15 protein-coding genes are annotated in these 13,713 nt (G+C 61.2%); 7 read left to right on the top strand and 8 right to left on the bottom strand.

From position 1 onward, the window contains the following. Nucleotides 1-76: 76 nt before the first annotated feature. A complete protein-coding gene (locus QOM08_RS21380; RefSeq protein ID WP_218277734.1) occupies nucleotides 77-802 on the bottom strand; it encodes a 4'-phosphopantetheinyl transferase in 726 nt (241 codons plus the stop codon). Nucleotides 803-930: 128 nt separating this feature from the next. Then, the gene (locus QOM08_RS21375; protein WP_047228751.1) at nucleotides 931-1,722 is read right to left on the bottom strand and encodes a dienelactone hydrolase family protein; all 792 of its coding nucleotides are present in this window, start codon (nucleotides 1,720-1,722) and stop codon (nucleotides 931-933) included. Nucleotides 1,723-1,875: 153 nt separating this feature from the next. On the opposite strand from QOM08_RS21375, the gene QOM08_RS21370 reads away from it, so the two are divergent. From QOM08_RS21370 to QOM08_RS21360, 3 genes are all read left to right on the top strand, one after another. After that, a complete protein-coding gene (locus tag QOM08_RS21370) occupies nucleotides 1,876-2,475 on the top strand; it encodes a hypothetical protein (protein ID WP_107321731.1) in 600 nt (199 codons plus the stop codon). A gap of 107 nt (nucleotides 2,476-2,582) precedes the next feature. After that, a complete protein-coding gene (locus QOM08_RS21365) occupies nucleotides 2,583-3,260 on the top strand; it encodes a response regulator (RefSeq protein ID WP_047228749.1) in 678 nt (225 codons plus the stop codon). Continuing rightward, complete coding sequence (locus QOM08_RS21360) at nucleotides 3,257-4,603, top strand: ATP-binding protein (protein ID WP_047228748.1); 1,347 nt, start codon at nucleotides 3,257-3,259, stop codon at nucleotides 4,601-4,603. The genes QOM08_RS21365 and QOM08_RS21360 overlap by 4 nt, the downstream gene beginning before the upstream one ends. A 154-nt stretch (nucleotides 4,604-4,757) precedes the next feature. On the opposite strand, the gene QOM08_RS21355 is transcribed toward QOM08_RS21360, so the two are convergent. Continuing rightward, a complete protein-coding gene (locus QOM08_RS21355; protein ID WP_316912098.1) occupies nucleotides 4,758-5,756 on the bottom strand; it encodes an AraC family transcriptional regulator in 999 nt (332 codons plus the stop codon). A gap of 333 nt (nucleotides 5,757-6,089) precedes the next feature. On the opposite strand from QOM08_RS21355, the gene QOM08_RS21350 reads away from it, so the two are divergent. Both QOM08_RS21350 and QOM08_RS21345 read left to right on the top strand, forming a co-directional pair. Further along, nucleotides 6,090-7,424 carry a dicarboxylate/amino acid:cation symporter gene (locus tag QOM08_RS21350; protein WP_047228746.1) on the top strand — a complete coding sequence of 445 codons (1,335 nt, stop codon included), beginning with the start codon at nucleotides 6,090-6,092 and terminating at the stop codon, nucleotides 7,422-7,424. A gap of 169 nt (nucleotides 7,425-7,593) precedes the next feature. Beyond that, the gene (locus tag QOM08_RS21345) at nucleotides 7,594-8,775 is read left to right on the top strand and encodes a CaiB/BaiF CoA-transferase family protein (protein ID WP_316912097.1); all 1,182 of its coding nucleotides are present in this window, start codon (nucleotides 7,594-7,596) and stop codon (nucleotides 8,773-8,775) included. 120 nt (nucleotides 8,776-8,895) lie between these two features. Here the strand turns inward: QOM08_RS21345 and QOM08_RS21340 are convergent, their stop codons facing one another. Together QOM08_RS21340 and QOM08_RS21335 are read right to left on the bottom strand one after the other, a co-directional pair. Beyond that, nucleotides 8,896-9,390, bottom strand: a complete 495-nt coding sequence (locus tag QOM08_RS21340) for a SprT family zinc-dependent metalloprotease (RefSeq protein ID WP_047228744.1) — start codon at nucleotides 9,388-9,390, stop codon at nucleotides 8,896-8,898. A gap of 174 nt (nucleotides 9,391-9,564) precedes the next feature. Then, nucleotides 9,565-10,167: a Yip1 family protein gene (locus QOM08_RS21335; RefSeq protein ID WP_047228743.1), complete on the bottom strand. Its 603-nt coding sequence runs from the start codon at nucleotides 10,165-10,167 to the stop codon at nucleotides 9,565-9,567. Nucleotides 10,168-10,558: 391 nt separating this feature from the next. On the opposite strand from QOM08_RS21335, the gene ttcA reads away from it, so the two are divergent. Together ttcA and QOM08_RS21325 are read left to right on the top strand one after the other, a co-directional pair. Beyond that, nucleotides 10,559-11,383, top strand: a complete 825-nt coding sequence (gene ttcA / locus QOM08_RS21330) for a tRNA 2-thiocytidine(32) synthetase TtcA (protein ID WP_047228742.1) — start codon at nucleotides 10,559-10,561, stop codon at nucleotides 11,381-11,383. Nucleotides 11,384-11,464: 81 nt separating this feature from the next. Next, nucleotides 11,465-12,139, top strand: coding sequence for a DNA-3-methyladenine glycosylase I (locus tag QOM08_RS21325; RefSeq protein ID WP_076383753.1), 675 nt, complete (start codon nucleotides 11,465-11,467; stop codon nucleotides 12,137-12,139). Between the two features lie 90 nt (nucleotides 12,140-12,229). Here QOM08_RS21325 and QOM08_RS21320 read toward each other — a convergent pair whose 3' ends face one another. Genes QOM08_RS21320 through arsC form a run of 3 tightly spaced genes read right to left on the bottom strand, consistent with a single transcriptional unit; the run spans nucleotide 12,230 to nucleotide 13,603 of the window. Further along, nucleotides 12,230-12,655, bottom strand: a complete 426-nt coding sequence (locus tag QOM08_RS21320) for a DUF2069 domain-containing protein (RefSeq protein WP_316912096.1) — start codon at nucleotides 12,653-12,655, stop codon at nucleotides 12,230-12,232. Further along, nucleotides 12,648-13,253 carry an NAD(P)H:quinone oxidoreductase gene (wrbA, locus tag QOM08_RS21315; RefSeq protein WP_316912095.1) on the bottom strand — a complete coding sequence of 202 codons (606 nt, stop codon included), beginning with the start codon at nucleotides 13,251-13,253 and terminating at the stop codon, nucleotides 12,648-12,650. The genes QOM08_RS21320 and wrbA overlap by 8 nt, the downstream gene beginning before the upstream one ends. Beyond that, a complete protein-coding gene (arsC, locus tag QOM08_RS21310) occupies nucleotides 13,250-13,603 on the bottom strand; it encodes an arsenate reductase (glutaredoxin) (protein ID WP_047228738.1) in 354 nt (117 codons plus the stop codon). The genes wrbA and arsC overlap by 4 nt, the downstream gene beginning before the upstream one ends. Nucleotides 13,604-13,713 lie beyond the last annotated feature (110 nt).

Raw genomic sequence — 13,713 nt, 5'->3', positions numbered from 1 at the left:
TCGCTCCCACATTGAAATGCAGTCTCCTGTGGGAGCGAGCCTGCTCGCGATGAGGGCCTGAAAAACGCGACAAATCTCAGGCCTTGATCCCCACCAGACTCAACAACTGCCCATCCTTCACACCAAACTGCGCCGACAGTTCACTGCCATGACGCCACTCGGCCGACAGGTCGGTGAGCAACTGCAGCCGAACCTGTCCGCTGTGGGTCCATTCCAGCACTTGGGCATGTTCGAAATAAAAGCGCTGCCTGACGATCGGGTACAGCGCCTTGAACAGGCTTTCCTTCACGGAAAAGGTCAGGGTCACCAGCAATGCTCGGTCATCTTGCGCGGTCGCGGCCATGCGCAGCAGTTCCGGCGGGGTGAGGATTTCACCGGCCAGGCGCTCGGCCCGCTCGGGATCGAGCAGGTTTTCCAGGTCCATGCCCAGCCCTTGCCAGTGGTGTTTTCTGGCGACGATGGCCGCGGCCCGGCCGGTGCTGTGGGTGATCGAGCCACTGACATGGGCCGGCCATACCGGGGCGCGGTCGTCACCGATGGCCGGCACGCACGTCTGGCCGTCCAACTGATGAAGGGCCGCTCGGGCGCAGATCCGCCCGGCAAGAAATTCCGCCTGACGCTTGGCCACCGAACGCTGGATGCTCGCGGGCGGCTCGATGGCACTGTTCGGAAAATCATCAGCGCTTAGCAGCAACGGATCGAAGCGGGTGCTCAGCAGCAGGGTATCGGGCAGGACTTGAGGCAACAGCCATTGATCGTCCAGGGGCGTGCAGCAGGCGGGCAGGGCGGGGAGAGCGTTCATGCCCGGCATTTTGCCGGGTTGGCTTGAGGCTGGGTAGTGGGGCATAAAGATTGTGAGCGGGTGAGGCTTTTGTGGCGAGGGAGCTTGCTCCCTCGCCACAGGGGGGTGTTTCAGCTGAAGGATGGGGTTCAGCCAAAAATCTTCTTGAAGAACTTCTGCATGTCCGCCCAGGACTTTTCATCGGCTTGCTTGTTGTAGCCAATATCCGGCCCGCCATGTTCGCCGTGACCCAGGCGGTCGGCGTCGGGGTTGCTGAAGCCGTGCTTGGCGCCTTCAAGGTTGACGAAGGTGTAGTCGGCACCGGCCTTGTCCATTTCGCTCTTGAACGCGGTGACGTTGTCCGGGGTGACCATGCTGTCCAGTGCGCCATGTTCGACCAGGACCTTGGCCTTGACGCTGCCCGGTGTTGCCGGGGTATTGGTGACCAGCGCGCCGTGGAAACTCACCACGCCGGCCAGTGGAACACCCTGGCGCGCCGCATCCAGCACCACTTTGCCGCCGAAGCAGTAACCGATGGCGGCGATTTTGTCCGGGTCGGTATGGGGTTGTTTCTTCAGCAGGTCGAGGCCGGCCTGGAACCGCGCACTGGCCGCCTTGCCGTCCTTGAGAGCCGCCTGCATGAACGCCATGGCGTCCTTGGGGTGCTCGGTGTTCTTGCCGTCGCCGTACATGTCGATGGCCAGCGCGCTGTAGCCCAGGCCCGCGAGGTCACGGGCGCGGCGCTTGGAATAATCGTTCAGCCCCCACCATTCATGTACCACCACCACGCCCGGGCGCGGGCCTTTGACCGCGTCGTCGTAAGCGTAGTAACCCATCAGTTTGGTGCCGTCGGCACTGGTGTAGGGAATCTCCTGGGTCTGGATGGCGGCGTGGCTCGCGGCGCTAAAGGCCAGAAGTACAACAGCAAGCAACCTGTGCATGACGGATCTCCTTGATAAGTGCAGGGGGTGAGACAGAACACTTTAGCCGATTCATTCAGCGCAGGTTCAGAGAACGTTCAAGGGCCATTCAGGGACGGTTGGTTAACGTGGCTGTGACTTCACAAACCACCCACGTTGCACAGGAGCTTGAACATGACTCACATGAAAACTCTGCTGTTGGCTTTCACGGTGCTGGGCGCCAGCGCCATGGCCCACGCCGATGACAACTTCGCCAGCCTGACCCTCGGCCAGACCAGCGACAAGGTCAAGAAGTCCGACGCGCTGAACGCTAACCTCAATCACCCGAACGCCGACGGTATCATCGGCAAGGACACCACCTATGGCGTCCGACTGGGCCGGCAAAACGACCAGGGTCGCTACTACGCCACGTACGACAACGTTTCGGGCACTCACAATGGCATTAAATTGCGCCAGGAAAACCTGCTGGGCAGTTACGATATGTTCTATCCGGTCACCGGCAGCACCAAGCTGTTCGGCGGCGGTACGGCGGGCCTGACCAAACTGACCCAGGACTCCCCCGGCTATAGCCGTGACAGCGATATCGGCTACGCGGTGGGCTTGCAGGCCGGCATCCTGCAGAAGGTTTCACAAAACACCTCGCTGGAACTGGGTTACCGTTACCTGCGCAGCAACGCCAGCACCGAGATGAGCCCCCACGCAGGTGGCAAGGTGGGATCGCTGGACCTGACCAGCAGTGCCCAGACTTATCTTTCGGCCAACTACACGTTCTAAGGCTGGAAGGTGAGCGTGGTCAGCCGGATCGGCCCAAGACGATCCGGCGCCGCTTCTCGTAAACCGATGTGCATGACTGGACTGTTCGATTTGCCTGGGAGAGCCCCATGAAATTACTGGTCGTCGAAGACGAAGCCTTGCTGCGCCATCACCTGCAGACCCGTCTGACCGACAGCGGCCATGTGGTGCAGGCCGTGGCCAATGCCGAGGAGGCCTTGTATCAGGTCGCGCAATTCAATCACGACCTGGCGGTGATCGACCTGGGCTTGCCGGGCATCAGCGGGCTGGAGCTGATCCGCCGGTTGCGCTCCCAGGACAAGACCTTCCCGATCCTGATCCTGACTGCCCGCGGCAACTGGCAGGACAAGGTTGAAGGTCTGGCCGCCGGTGCCGACGACTACGTGGTCAAGCCGTTTCAGTTCGAAGAGCTGGAGGCCCGCCTGAACGCGTTGTTGCGCCGTTCCAGTGGTTTCACCCAGTCGACCATCGTGGCCGGTCCGTTGCTGTTGGACCTCAATCGCAAGCAAGCGTCCCTGGGTGAGGAAGCGTTGGCGCTGACGGCCTATGAATACCGCATCCTTGAATACCTGATGCGCCATCATCAGCAGGTGGTCGCCAAGGACCGCTTGATGGAGCAGCTTTACCCGGATGACGACGAGCGTGACCCCAATGTCATCGAAGTGCTAGTGGGGCGTCTGCGGCGCAAACTGGAAGCCCCGGCCGGCTTCAAACCGATCGAAACCGTGCGTGGCCTGGGTTACCTGTTCAACGAGCGTTGCCAGTGATTCGTTCGCTACGGCTGCGGTTGATGCTGGCCGCCATGACCCTGGCGGTGTTGTTCATGCTGGCACTGCTGCCGGCCATGCAAGGCGCGTTCAGCCTGGCCCTGCAGGAGTCCATCGAACAACGCCTGGCGTCGGACGTGACCACGCTCATTTCCGCTGCCCGCGTGGAAAACAACCGCTTGAAGATGCCGGCGCAATTGCCCGATGAGCGCTTTAACCTCGCCGACGCCCGTCTGCTGGGCTACATCTATGATCGCGACGGGCGTCTGGTGTGGCGGTCCAAGGCCACTCGGGAAGAGAACATCAATTACACGCCGCGCTACGACGGCCAGGGCAATCAGTTCGCGCGTATCCGCGAAGACAACGGCCAGGAGTTTTTCGTCTACGACGTCGAAGTCAAACTGCTCGGTGGCCAGAGCGCGGCGTTCAGTTTCGTCACCCTGCAACCGGTGCGCGATTACGAAGTGACGCTCGACGGCCTGCGGGAAAATCTCTACCTGGGCTTCGGTGCTGCGCTGGCAGTGTTGTTGGCCCTGTTGTGGATTGGCCTGAGCTGGGGACTTCGCGCGTTGAGGCGCCTGAGCCAGGAACTGGACGAAATCGAAAGCGGCAGCCGAGAAAGTCTCAGCACCGAGCACCCCCGGGAGCTGCTGCGCTTGACCGGTTCCCTCAACCGCCTGTTGCATGGCGAGCGGGAGCAGCGCAGCCGCTATCGTGACTCCCTCGATGACCTGGCCCATAGCCTGAAAACCCCGCTGGCGGTGTTGCAAGGCGTGAGTGAAGACATGGCCCGGCGCACCGAAGATCGTGGACAGGCCTGGGTGCTGCAAAGCCAGATCGAGCGCATGAGCCAGCAGATCGGCTATCAGTTGCAGCGCGCCAGCCTGCGCAAAAGTGGCCTGGTGCGCCATCAGGTGCGCTTGCGCCCGGTGCTGCAAAGCCTGTGCGATACGCTGGACAAGGTCTATCGCGACAAGCGCGTCCACGTCAGCTTCGATCTGCCGGAGCAGTGCCATGTGCCGATCGAGCAGGGCGCCTTGCTGGAAATGCTCGGCAATCTGTTGGAAAACGCCTATCGGCTGTGCCTGGGCGAGGTGCGCATCAGCGTGCATCAGACCCTCGGCGGTATTGAATTGTGTGTCGAGGATGACGGGCCAGGTGTGCCGCCGGATCAACGCGCACGGATTCTGCAGCGTGGCGAGCGGCTGGATCGCCAGCATCCGGGGCAGGGCATTGGGCTGGCGGTGGTCAAAGACATCATCGAAAGCTACGGCGCCCGGTTGACCCTGGGGGATTCAGAGTTGGGCGGGGCGGCATTTCGGATTCATTTTCCGGTGCTTTGACTGCTAACGGATACCTGCTGGAATCAGACCTGTGGGAGCATGACTTGCCCGCGATGGCGGTCTCAAGGGCGCCATCGCGGGCAAGCCAAGCTCCCACATTTTGATCTGAGGGGCGCGCGGGTTGTGTGTCCACTGAAAATCAGCAGCCCCTCCATCAACTCTCCTGCTCCCGATAAGCCCCCGGCGTCACCCCCGTCCATTTCTTGAATGCCCGGTGAAACGCCGACGGTTCAGAGAATCCCAGCTGTTCGGCAATCTGCTGCAACGACAGGTCCGCGCGCCCCAGATGGTAGATGGCGATATCCCGCCGCAGCTGATCCTTGAGTTCCTGGAAGCTGGTGCCTTCCTCCCGCAGATGCCGGCGCAACGTCTGTGGACTGATGTGCAGATGGGCGGCGACGGTGTCCAGATCCGGCCAGCGTGCGGCGTCGCGGCTGAGCAGGCGGCGTAGCTGGCTGCTCAGGCTGTTGCCATCGTCAGGGCGTGACAGCAGGTCGGCGGGGGAGTGTTCGAGAAAGTGTTTGAGGGTTCGTTCGTCCTGCAGCAACGGCATATCCAGGTAGCGACTGTGGAACAACAGGCTGCAACGTTGCGCCTGGAACACCAGCGGACAGGGGAACAACAGATCGTACTCGGCCCCATGGGCGGGCTTGGCATAGCTGAAGGTCGCCTGTTCCAGACCGATCCGCTGGCCGATCAGCCAACTGCCGAGGCGATGCCAGATCACCAGCAGACTTTCAGCCAGGAAATGGTCGGGGTCACGCAGTGTCGATTCATCCAGGTTCAAGCGCACCCGTTCCCCTTCGGCCTCAAGCGTCAGGCTCGGGGCGTCGGGGAACAGGCTGTAGAACAACAACCCGCGCTGAAGTGCCTTGCCCAGGGTCCGGCAGTGGATCAACGCGTGACACATCATGGCAAACGTCCCGGGTTTACTGGGGGCCAGACCAAACCCCAGATACTCGTCCCCCAGTGCCAGCCGCAGGGCCTGCAACAGGCTGGCGAACTGCGCTGGCGCGATGCGTGCTCGCGGCTCGTCCAACAGCTCGGGGCTGATGCCCAGCTGTTGCAACAAGGTAACGTAATCGAAACCTTGCCGGCGCGCACCACCCAGGGCGGCGCGGGCGAAGTGGCTGGCGATGGTGCGTTGGCGCATGGCAGGAATCCGTTTATTGAGCTGCCGATGGTAGCAGGGGCCCTCAGCTCGACAAGGCGGATATCCGCCAAATCCCGGAGCGGGAACGGCTCTGTGGGCGGGAATCCGCCATCTGCGTCTGGCTGTTCAGGTCTGTTTAACAACGTGTAGCCCTTGTGGTTCAAGGGTTGTAGGCATTTTCCGGAAAATGGCATGGGCCTTGCGATAGGCATCCGCAGGTCTGCCGCCGTGCAGCCGCCAAAACAAATCCCTCCAGTGCAGGAGGGTTCGCAATTGAGGTTTCGTGGACGACAGGTGGATGTTGTCACACGGGACGCTTGAGGAAGGTTTGCCATGACGACTCGTCAGCCACTGTACAAATCCCTGTATTTCCAGGTGATCGTAGCCATTGCCATCGGCATTTTGCTCGGCCACTTCTATCCGCAGACCGGCGTTGCCCTCAAACCGCTGGGTGACGGATTCATCAAACTGATCAAAATGGTCATCGCCCCCATCATCTTCTGTACCGTTGTCAGCGGTATTGCCGGCATGCAGAACATGAAGTCGGTGGGCAAGACCGGTGGCTACGCGCTGCTGTACTTCGAAATCGTCTCCACGATCGCCCTGTTGATCGGTCTGGTCGTGGTCAACGTCGTGCAACCGGGCGCCGGCATGCACATCGATGTGACGACCCTGGACACCAGCAAGATCGCCGGTTACATCTCGGCTGGTAAAGACCAGAGCATCGTGGCCTTCATCCTCAACGTGATCCCGAACACCATCGTCGGCGCGTTCGCCAATGGCGATATCCTGCAAGTGCTGATGTTCTCGGTGATCTTCGGTTTCGCCCTGCATCGCCTGGGTGCCTACGGCAAGCCGGTGCTGGACTTCATCGATCGCTTCGCCCACGTGATGTTCAACATCATCAACATGATCATGAAACTGGCGCCCGTCGGTGCGTTCGGTGCCATGGCGTTCACCATCGGCGCCTACGGTGTCGGTTCGCTGGTGCAATTGGGCCAGTTGATGATCTGCTTCTACATCACCTGTGTGGTGTTCGTCCTGGTGGTGCTGGGCGCCATCTGCCGGGCCCACGGCTTCAGTGTCGTCAAGCTGATCCGTTACATCCGTGAAGAACTGCTGATCGTGCTGGGTACTTCCTCGTCGGAATCGGCCCTGCCACGCATGCTGATCAAGATGGAGCGTCTGGGCGCGCAGAAATCCGTAGTGGGTCTGGTGATCCCGACCGGCTACTCGTTCAACCTCGACGGCACTTCGATCTACCTGACCATGGCTGCGGTGTTCATCGCCCAGGCCACTGACACGCCGATGGACCTGACTCACCAGATCACCCTGTTGCTGGTGCTGCTGCTGTCGTCCAAAGGTGCTGCCGGCGTGACCGGTAGCGGCTTCATCGTGCTGGCGGCCACCCTGTCGGCTGTGGGTCATCTGCCGGTAGCTGGCTTGGCGCTGATTCTGGGTATCGATCGCTTCATGTCCGAAGCCCGCGCCCTGACCAACCTGGTGGGCAATGCTGTGGCCACCATCGTGGTTGCCAAGTGGGTCAAGGAACTGGACGTAGACCAGTTGCAGAGCGAACTGGCTTCCGGCGGTCGCGGCATCTCCGACACCCGTGAAGAAGACGACCTGGGCGTGGCCGAAGGCCCAACCCCTGCTGCTGTGAAGTAACCTTTCGCTGCAATAAAAAACCCGCTTCGGCGGGTTTTTTTATTTGAGGGATTTTTCAGTCGAGGATGCTGTTGCTGAGCGCAATGGTCAGCCAGACTGACACCTGCGGTAATTGCTCCACCGCCAACCCCTGCCTAGTCTTGAGGGCATCACCACGCGGAGATCGCCCATGCAAGGCCCACTGGCATCGCTCAAGGTTCTGGACTTCTCGACCCTGCTGCCCGGCCCGTTCGCCTCATTGTTGCTGGCGGACATGGGGGCCGAGGTGTTGCGCATCGAGTCGCCGACCCGCCCGGATCTGTTACGGATACTGCCGCCCCATGATCAGGGCGTCTCGGCCAGCCATGCCTACCTCAACCGCAACAAGCGCAGCCTGGCCCTGGACCTCAAGCAGCCGGCGGCGCTGGAGGTGATCAAGCAGTTGCTGGGCGACCACGACATCCTGCTGGAACAGTTCCGCCCCGGTGTGATGGAGCGGCTGGGCCTGGGGTACGAAGCCTTGAAGGCGATCAATCCCCGATTGATCTACGTGTCCATCACCGGCTATGGCCAGACCGGTCCCTACAAGGATCGCGCCGGCCACGACATCAACTACCTGGCCCTGGCGGGACTGGCCAGCCACACTGGGCGTGCCGACGCCGGGCCATTGCCGCTGGGCATCCAGGCGGCGGACATCGCCGGTGGTTCCCTGCACGGGGTGATCGGGCTGTTGGCGGCGGTGATCGCCCGTCAGCAGACCGGGCAGGGCCAGCATCTGGACGTGAGCATGACCGACTGTGTGTTCAGCCTCAACGCTTTGGCCGGTGCCGGTTATCTGGCCTGCGGCGTGGCACCTGAGTGGGAAAACCAGATGCTCAACGGTGGCAGCTTCTATGACTATTACCGCACCCGGGATGGCCGTTGGATGTCGGTGGGCAGCCTGGAGCCGGTCTTCATGCAGGCGTTGTGCGAGACCCTGGGACGGCCGGAGCTGGCGGCCCAGGGGCTGTCGCCCCATCCAGATCAGCAACGGCAGCTAAAGCAGCAATTGCAGGCTGAATTCCAGAAGCATGATTTCGCTGAGCTGTGCCGGTTGTTTGCGGGGGTTGATGCTTGCGTCGAACCGGTGCTGAGCCTGGAAGAAACACTCAGGCATCCCCAGTTAGCGGCCCGGGACGTCGTGACCCTGGTGCCTCGTGGCGATGGCTCGAGCCAGGCGCAGATGGCCTGTCCGTTGAAGTTCTCGCAGGGCTTGCCCGAGCCTCGGCATATTGGCGCGGGGCTGGGAGCGCACACGGATCAGGTGTTGGGAGAGTTGGGGTTTAGTGTTGAGCGGATTGCGCGACTGCGCGATGCCGGGGTGGTTTTGTAGCGTTCTTTCGGGCCTCATCGCGAGCAAGCTCGCTCCCACAGAGGTTCTGTGAGCGCTATAGATCCAGTGTGGGAGCGAGCTTGCTCGCGAAAGGGCCAGCCCAGACGCCACAAAAACCAGCTACTCCACCCGAGTCTCGCCACTGAACACCAAGGTATTGCGGCAACTGCGGCACAAATAGCGGCGCCCCTGACGTACCAGGCTGTGACGCTGGGCCGAGAAGGGGAAGTCGCTGCCGTCGCAGGGGCATTTGTAGATGTAGCGGGTCACGCTGCGGCGCTTGATCTCGTAGGTATGGCAGCGGTTGGGCGGCAGTTCGTACACGCCGCGCATGATCAGTTGCCACTCTTCACCATGAGGCTGAATGCGTTCGCCGAATAGCTGATGGGCAATCAGGTGCGCAACCTCGTGGGCGACGGTCTGCTTGAGAAAGTCTTCGGCGTTTTCCCGGTACAACTGTGGATTGAAGCGCAGCAGATTCTCATGCAGGTGCGCGACACCGGCCTTCTGGCCACGCAATTTGAAGCTGACCACGGGACGTTTGAAAGGACGTTTGAAAAAGGTTTCGGCTTGTTGGTAACACTCTTCGACGCGGGTATTGAGTTGCTCAAGCATGCTGTACGGGTCTCCAGAGGCTTGAGTATGCCGCAAGCGCCGGCCGTTGCGAATCGCCCAGACGCCCAGTGGTCGTTTCGCCAGCGCCAAACACAGGAAGGCCGCCTTGCGGCGGCCTGTATTGGCAGATATTGCTTTGTTTTCAGAAGGGAACCCTGAGCGGGTTCGAACGCTTCAGTTGGTATACACCGGACCGACGCCCAGCCCCCAGACAATCACCGTAAACGCCATGATAGCCACCAGCACCACCAGACCCACGGCAAGCACCGAACTGGAAAACAGAAAACCCTCGTCCTGAGGAATATTCATGAAAGTGGGCAGGCCCACATACAGCAGGTAGACGGTGTAGCAGATCGCTGCCGTACCGACGATCATCCCCAGCCACATGTGCGGATAGAGCGCCGCCAGGCCGCCGATGAACAAGGGGGTCGCGGTGTAGGTGGCGAATGCGACGCAGCGCGCCAGGCTCGGGTTGGCGTCATAGGTGCGAGCCATCCAGTGCACGAAGGCGCCCATCACCGCCACACCGCCCAACATGGCGAGGTACGACATGATGGTCATCCACAGCGCACTTTCCTGGGTGAGCATCACCGGAGGCCGGTTGCCGATGACCCATCCCACCTGCGTGGTGCCGATAAACGCCGATACCGCGGGAATGGCCGCCAGGATCAGCGTGTGGGTGAGGTACATGTGGCTGATGCTTTCCTCCTGATCGCCACGGATTTCTTTCCATTCTTGATCAGGGTGGGTAAAGAGCCCCACGACATGATGGATCATAGTCAGTCACTCCTTTGTTATTGCCATCGCCCCCCAACGGAGCGCCTACGGGCCAAACGGCCGAGTAAGTACAGGTCTGTAAGTGTGTGCGACCTTATGTCGCAGTATAGAAAGGAGTTCTCGCCAGGGGGATGGGGGGCTTAGAGCAAATCGCGCTGTAAAGGAGCAGGCTAATCGCGGCGTGATCTGTGAGCGCTTCCCATGGCCAAGAGATTTCCTGTGGCGAGGGAGCTTGCTCCCGCTCGGCTGCGAAGCAGACGCCAACAGACGAGCCCAGAGGGCTGCTTCGCAACCCAGCGGGAGCAAGCTCCCTCGCCACAGGGGCGGTGCCATATTCGGGATTTTTTGCGTAAAATGCCGGCCTTTCGTCACACCTCACGGATTTCGCGTCATGGGCACTCTTACGGTCAACCAGAACAAACTGCAAAAGCGCCTGCGCCGCCAGGCCGGTGAGGCGGTCGCTGATTTCAATATGATTGAAGACGGCGACAAGGTCATGGTCTGCCTGTCCGGCGGCAAGGACAGCTACACCTTGCTCGATGTGCTGATGCATTTGCAGAAGGTTGCGCCGATCAAGTTCGACATTGTCGCGGTGAACATGGACCAGAAGCAGCCCGGTTTCCCCGAGGATGTGTTACCGGCCTACCTTCAATCGCTGGGCGTGGAATATCACATCGTCGAGAAGGACACCTATTCGGTGGTCAAGGAACTGATCCCGGAAGGCAAGACCACCTGCTCGCTGTGCTCACGCCTGCGTCGTGGCACGCTCTACACCTTTGCCGACCAGATCGGCGCGACCAAGATGGCCCTGGGGCACCACCGTGACGACATCGTCGAGACCTTTTTCCTCAACATGTTCTACAACGGCTCGCTCAAAGCCATGCCGCCCAAGCTGCGCGCCGATGACGGGCGCAACGTGGTGATCCGCCCGCTGGCCTACTGCAGCGAGAAAGACATCCAGGCCTATTCAGACTTCAAGCAGTTCCCGATCATCCCTTGCAACCTGTGCGGCTCCCAGGAAAACCTGCAACGCCAGGTGGTCAAGGAGATGCTGCAGGAGTGGGAGCGCAAGACCCCGGGCCGTACCGAGAGCATTTTCCGCGGCTTGCAGAACGTCGTTCCGTCGCAACTGGCGGACCGTAACCTGTTCGACTTCACCAACCTGCGCATCGACGAAAGCGCCACGCCGCGATTCGTCAACGTGGTGAACCTCTGACGAACTCAGCGGCTCCTATTCACGGCGCTCGTGGCCAGGCCACTTAGAGCGCCGTTTTCATTTCCGACCCCAGGAGAGGGCATGCGCGATTACAAGTGGCTGCACGAGTATTGTCTGAACCGCTTCGGTTCGGCGGCTGAACTGGAAGCCCACCTGCCTGTTCCCAAGACCCCGGCCCAACTACGCAAGATCAGCGACGACCGCTACCTTTCGACCATGGCGCTGCGGGTGTTTCGCGCCGGGCTCAAGCACAGCCTGGTGGACGCCAAGTGGCCGGCGTTCGAGGAAGTGTTTTTCAAGTTCGACCCGGAAAAAGTCGTGCTGATGAGCGCCGAGCACCTGGAGCGGCTGATGCAGGACGCGCGGATCATCCGTCACTTGGGCAAGCTCAAGAGCGTGCCGCGCAACGCGCAATTGATACTGGACGTGGCCCATGAAAAAGGCAGCTTTGGCGCGCTGATCGCCGACTGGCCGGTGACCGACATCGTAGGCCTGTGGACCTACCTGAAAAAGCACGGCCATCAACTGGGCGGTCTGTCGGCTCCGCGTTTCCTGCGGATGATGGGCAAGGACACTTTTGTGCCCAGTTATGACGTGGTGGCGGCGCTCAATGCGCAGGACATCATCGACAAAGTTCCCACCAGCCTGCGGGATCTGGCGACGGTGCAGCAGGCCTTCAACCAGTGGCATGAAGAGAGTGGTGGAAGGCCCATGAGCCAGATTTCGATGATGCTGGCGTATACCGTCAATCATTGAGGCCGCATCGCGAGCAGGCTCGCTCCCACAGGGGATCTGTGAACGCCACAAATCTCATGTGGGAGCGAGCCTGCTCGCGATAGCCATCTATCAGGCGACGGAAATCTCGCCTTCTCCAGCCAACCGCCGGTTCAACTGAAACCGCCAGCGCACATACAGCAGCGCCGAGCAGAACACCGCCACGCTCGCCGCCATTTCCAGCAAACCGAACACCTGTCGGTTCGGGTCATAGGCCGCCAGCGCGCCTTTGATGAAGTACAGGTTTACCACAAAGCACATCCACGAATGCCCGCGGGGGCTGCCGCTGATCATGCCTGGCGCCAGTATCAGCAGCGGCACCAGCTCGATCAGCAGAATCACCCAGGGGCGCGCGCCGTGCAGGTCGGCGATCAGCAGGTAATACACACAGAGCAACCCCGCCAGCCCGAAAAAGCACAGCAGGCTCAGGACCCGGGCGATGCGTACCCGCGGTTCCAGCCACTGAATGGGCGGCAGGATTTTCGGCTTCTTAGCCACGGCCGTTCTCCAGCAGTAGGGCGGTTTTTGCCAGGCGCAAGCCCAGTGCCCGGCACAGCGCCACTTCATGTTCGTTCAAGCCGCTTTTACCGTCGGCCCCGGCGTGATGGCTCGGGCCGTACGGCGTGCCTCCGCCCTCGGTTTCGATCAAGGCTGACTCGCTGTAGGGCAGGCCGGTGATCAGCATGCCGTGGTGCAACAGCGGCAGCATCATCGACAGCAAAGTGGTTTCCTGGCCGCCATGCAGGCTCGCGGTGGAAGTGAACACACCCGCCGGCTTGCCCACGAGGGCGCCGGTCAGCCACAGGTTGCTGGTGCCATCGAGAAAGTATTTCAGCGGCGCGGCCATGTTGCCGAAACGGGTCGGACTGCCCAGGGCCAGGCCGGCGCAGTTTTTCAGGTCATCGAGGCTGGCGTACAGCGGGCCTTGTTCGGGAATGTCCGGCGATACCGCATCGCACTCGGCGGAAATTGCCGGCACCGTGCGCAACCGCGCTTCCAGCCCGGCCTGCTCGATGCCCCGGGCGATCTGCCGGGCCATTTCGTTGGTCGAGCCACTGCGGCTGTAATACAACACCAGAATGTACGGTGTGCTCACGGCAGGATCTCCAGGATCTTCTCTGGCGGGCGCCCGATCACGGCCTTGTCAGCGGTTTCCAGAATCGGTCGTTCCATGAGTTTGGGGTGAGCGGCGATGGCGGCGATCAGTTGGGACTGGCTCAGGTTTTCATCGGCCAGGTTCAGGGTCTTGTATTCGTCCTCACCGGTGCGCAGCAGTTGCCGGGCAGTGATGCCGAGCTTGGCCAACAGGCGTTCCAACTGCGCTGCGTCGAGCGGGGTTTCCAGGTAGCGGACCACGGTGGGCGTCAGGCCACGGGCCTCCAACAGTTCCAGCGCACCGCGGGATTTGGAGCAGCGCGGGTTGTGATATAGCGTCAGATCGGTCATGAGCGGGTCGCATCTTGCGTAAGGTGGCGGCTATTCTACTGTGTCGCGAGGTACCAGGCACCTGAGACGGGCGCGTTCGAAAACGGTGGGCCGCGCCGACGTTCACATTC

Origin of the sequence: Pseudomonas sp. P105 (assembly GCF_032614175.1) — a bacterium.
GTDB classification, from domain to species: domain Bacteria; phylum Pseudomonadota; class Gammaproteobacteria; order Pseudomonadales; family Pseudomonadaceae; genus Aquipseudomonas; species Aquipseudomonas rhizophila.
Note: the sequence above shows the minus strand (reverse complement) of the source record. Positions and strands in the feature narration are given on the sequence as shown.

Coding starts and splice junctions, on each gene's coding strand:
- QOM08_RS21380 (WP_218277734.1), bottom strand. CDS start 802: ATGAACGCTCTCCCCGCCCTGCCCGCCTGCTGCACGCCCCTGGACGAT.
- QOM08_RS21375 (WP_047228751.1), bottom strand. CDS start 1,722: ATGCACAGGTTGCTTGCTGTTGTACTTCTGGCCTTTAGCGCCGCGAGC.
- QOM08_RS21370 (WP_107321731.1), top strand. CDS start 1,876: ATGACTCACATGAAAACTCTGCTGTTGGCTTTCACGGTGCTGGGCGCC.
- QOM08_RS21365 (WP_047228749.1), top strand. CDS start 2,583: ATGAAATTACTGGTCGTCGAAGACGAAGCCTTGCTGCGCCATCACCTG.
- QOM08_RS21355 (WP_316912098.1), bottom strand. CDS start 5,756: ATGCGCCAACGCACCATCGCCAGCCACTTCGCCCGCGCCGCCCTGGGT.
- QOM08_RS21350 (WP_047228746.1), top strand. CDS start 6,090: ATGACGACTCGTCAGCCACTGTACAAATCCCTGTATTTCCAGGTGATC.
- QOM08_RS21345 (WP_316912097.1), top strand. CDS start 7,594: ATGCAAGGCCCACTGGCATCGCTCAAGGTTCTGGACTTCTCGACCCTG.
- QOM08_RS21340 (WP_047228744.1), bottom strand. CDS start 9,390: ATGCTTGAGCAACTCAATACCCGCGTCGAAGAGTGTTACCAACAAGCC.
- QOM08_RS21335 (WP_047228743.1), bottom strand. CDS start 10,167: ATGATCCATCATGTCGTGGGGCTCTTTACCCACCCTGATCAAGAATGG.
- ttcA (WP_047228742.1), top strand. CDS start 10,559: ATGGGCACTCTTACGGTCAACCAGAACAAACTGCAAAAGCGCCTGCGC.
- QOM08_RS21325 (WP_076383753.1), top strand. CDS start 11,465: ATGCGCGATTACAAGTGGCTGCACGAGTATTGTCTGAACCGCTTCGGT.
- arsC (WP_047228738.1), bottom strand. CDS start 13,603: ATGACCGATCTGACGCTATATCACAACCCGCGCTGCTCCAAATCCCGC.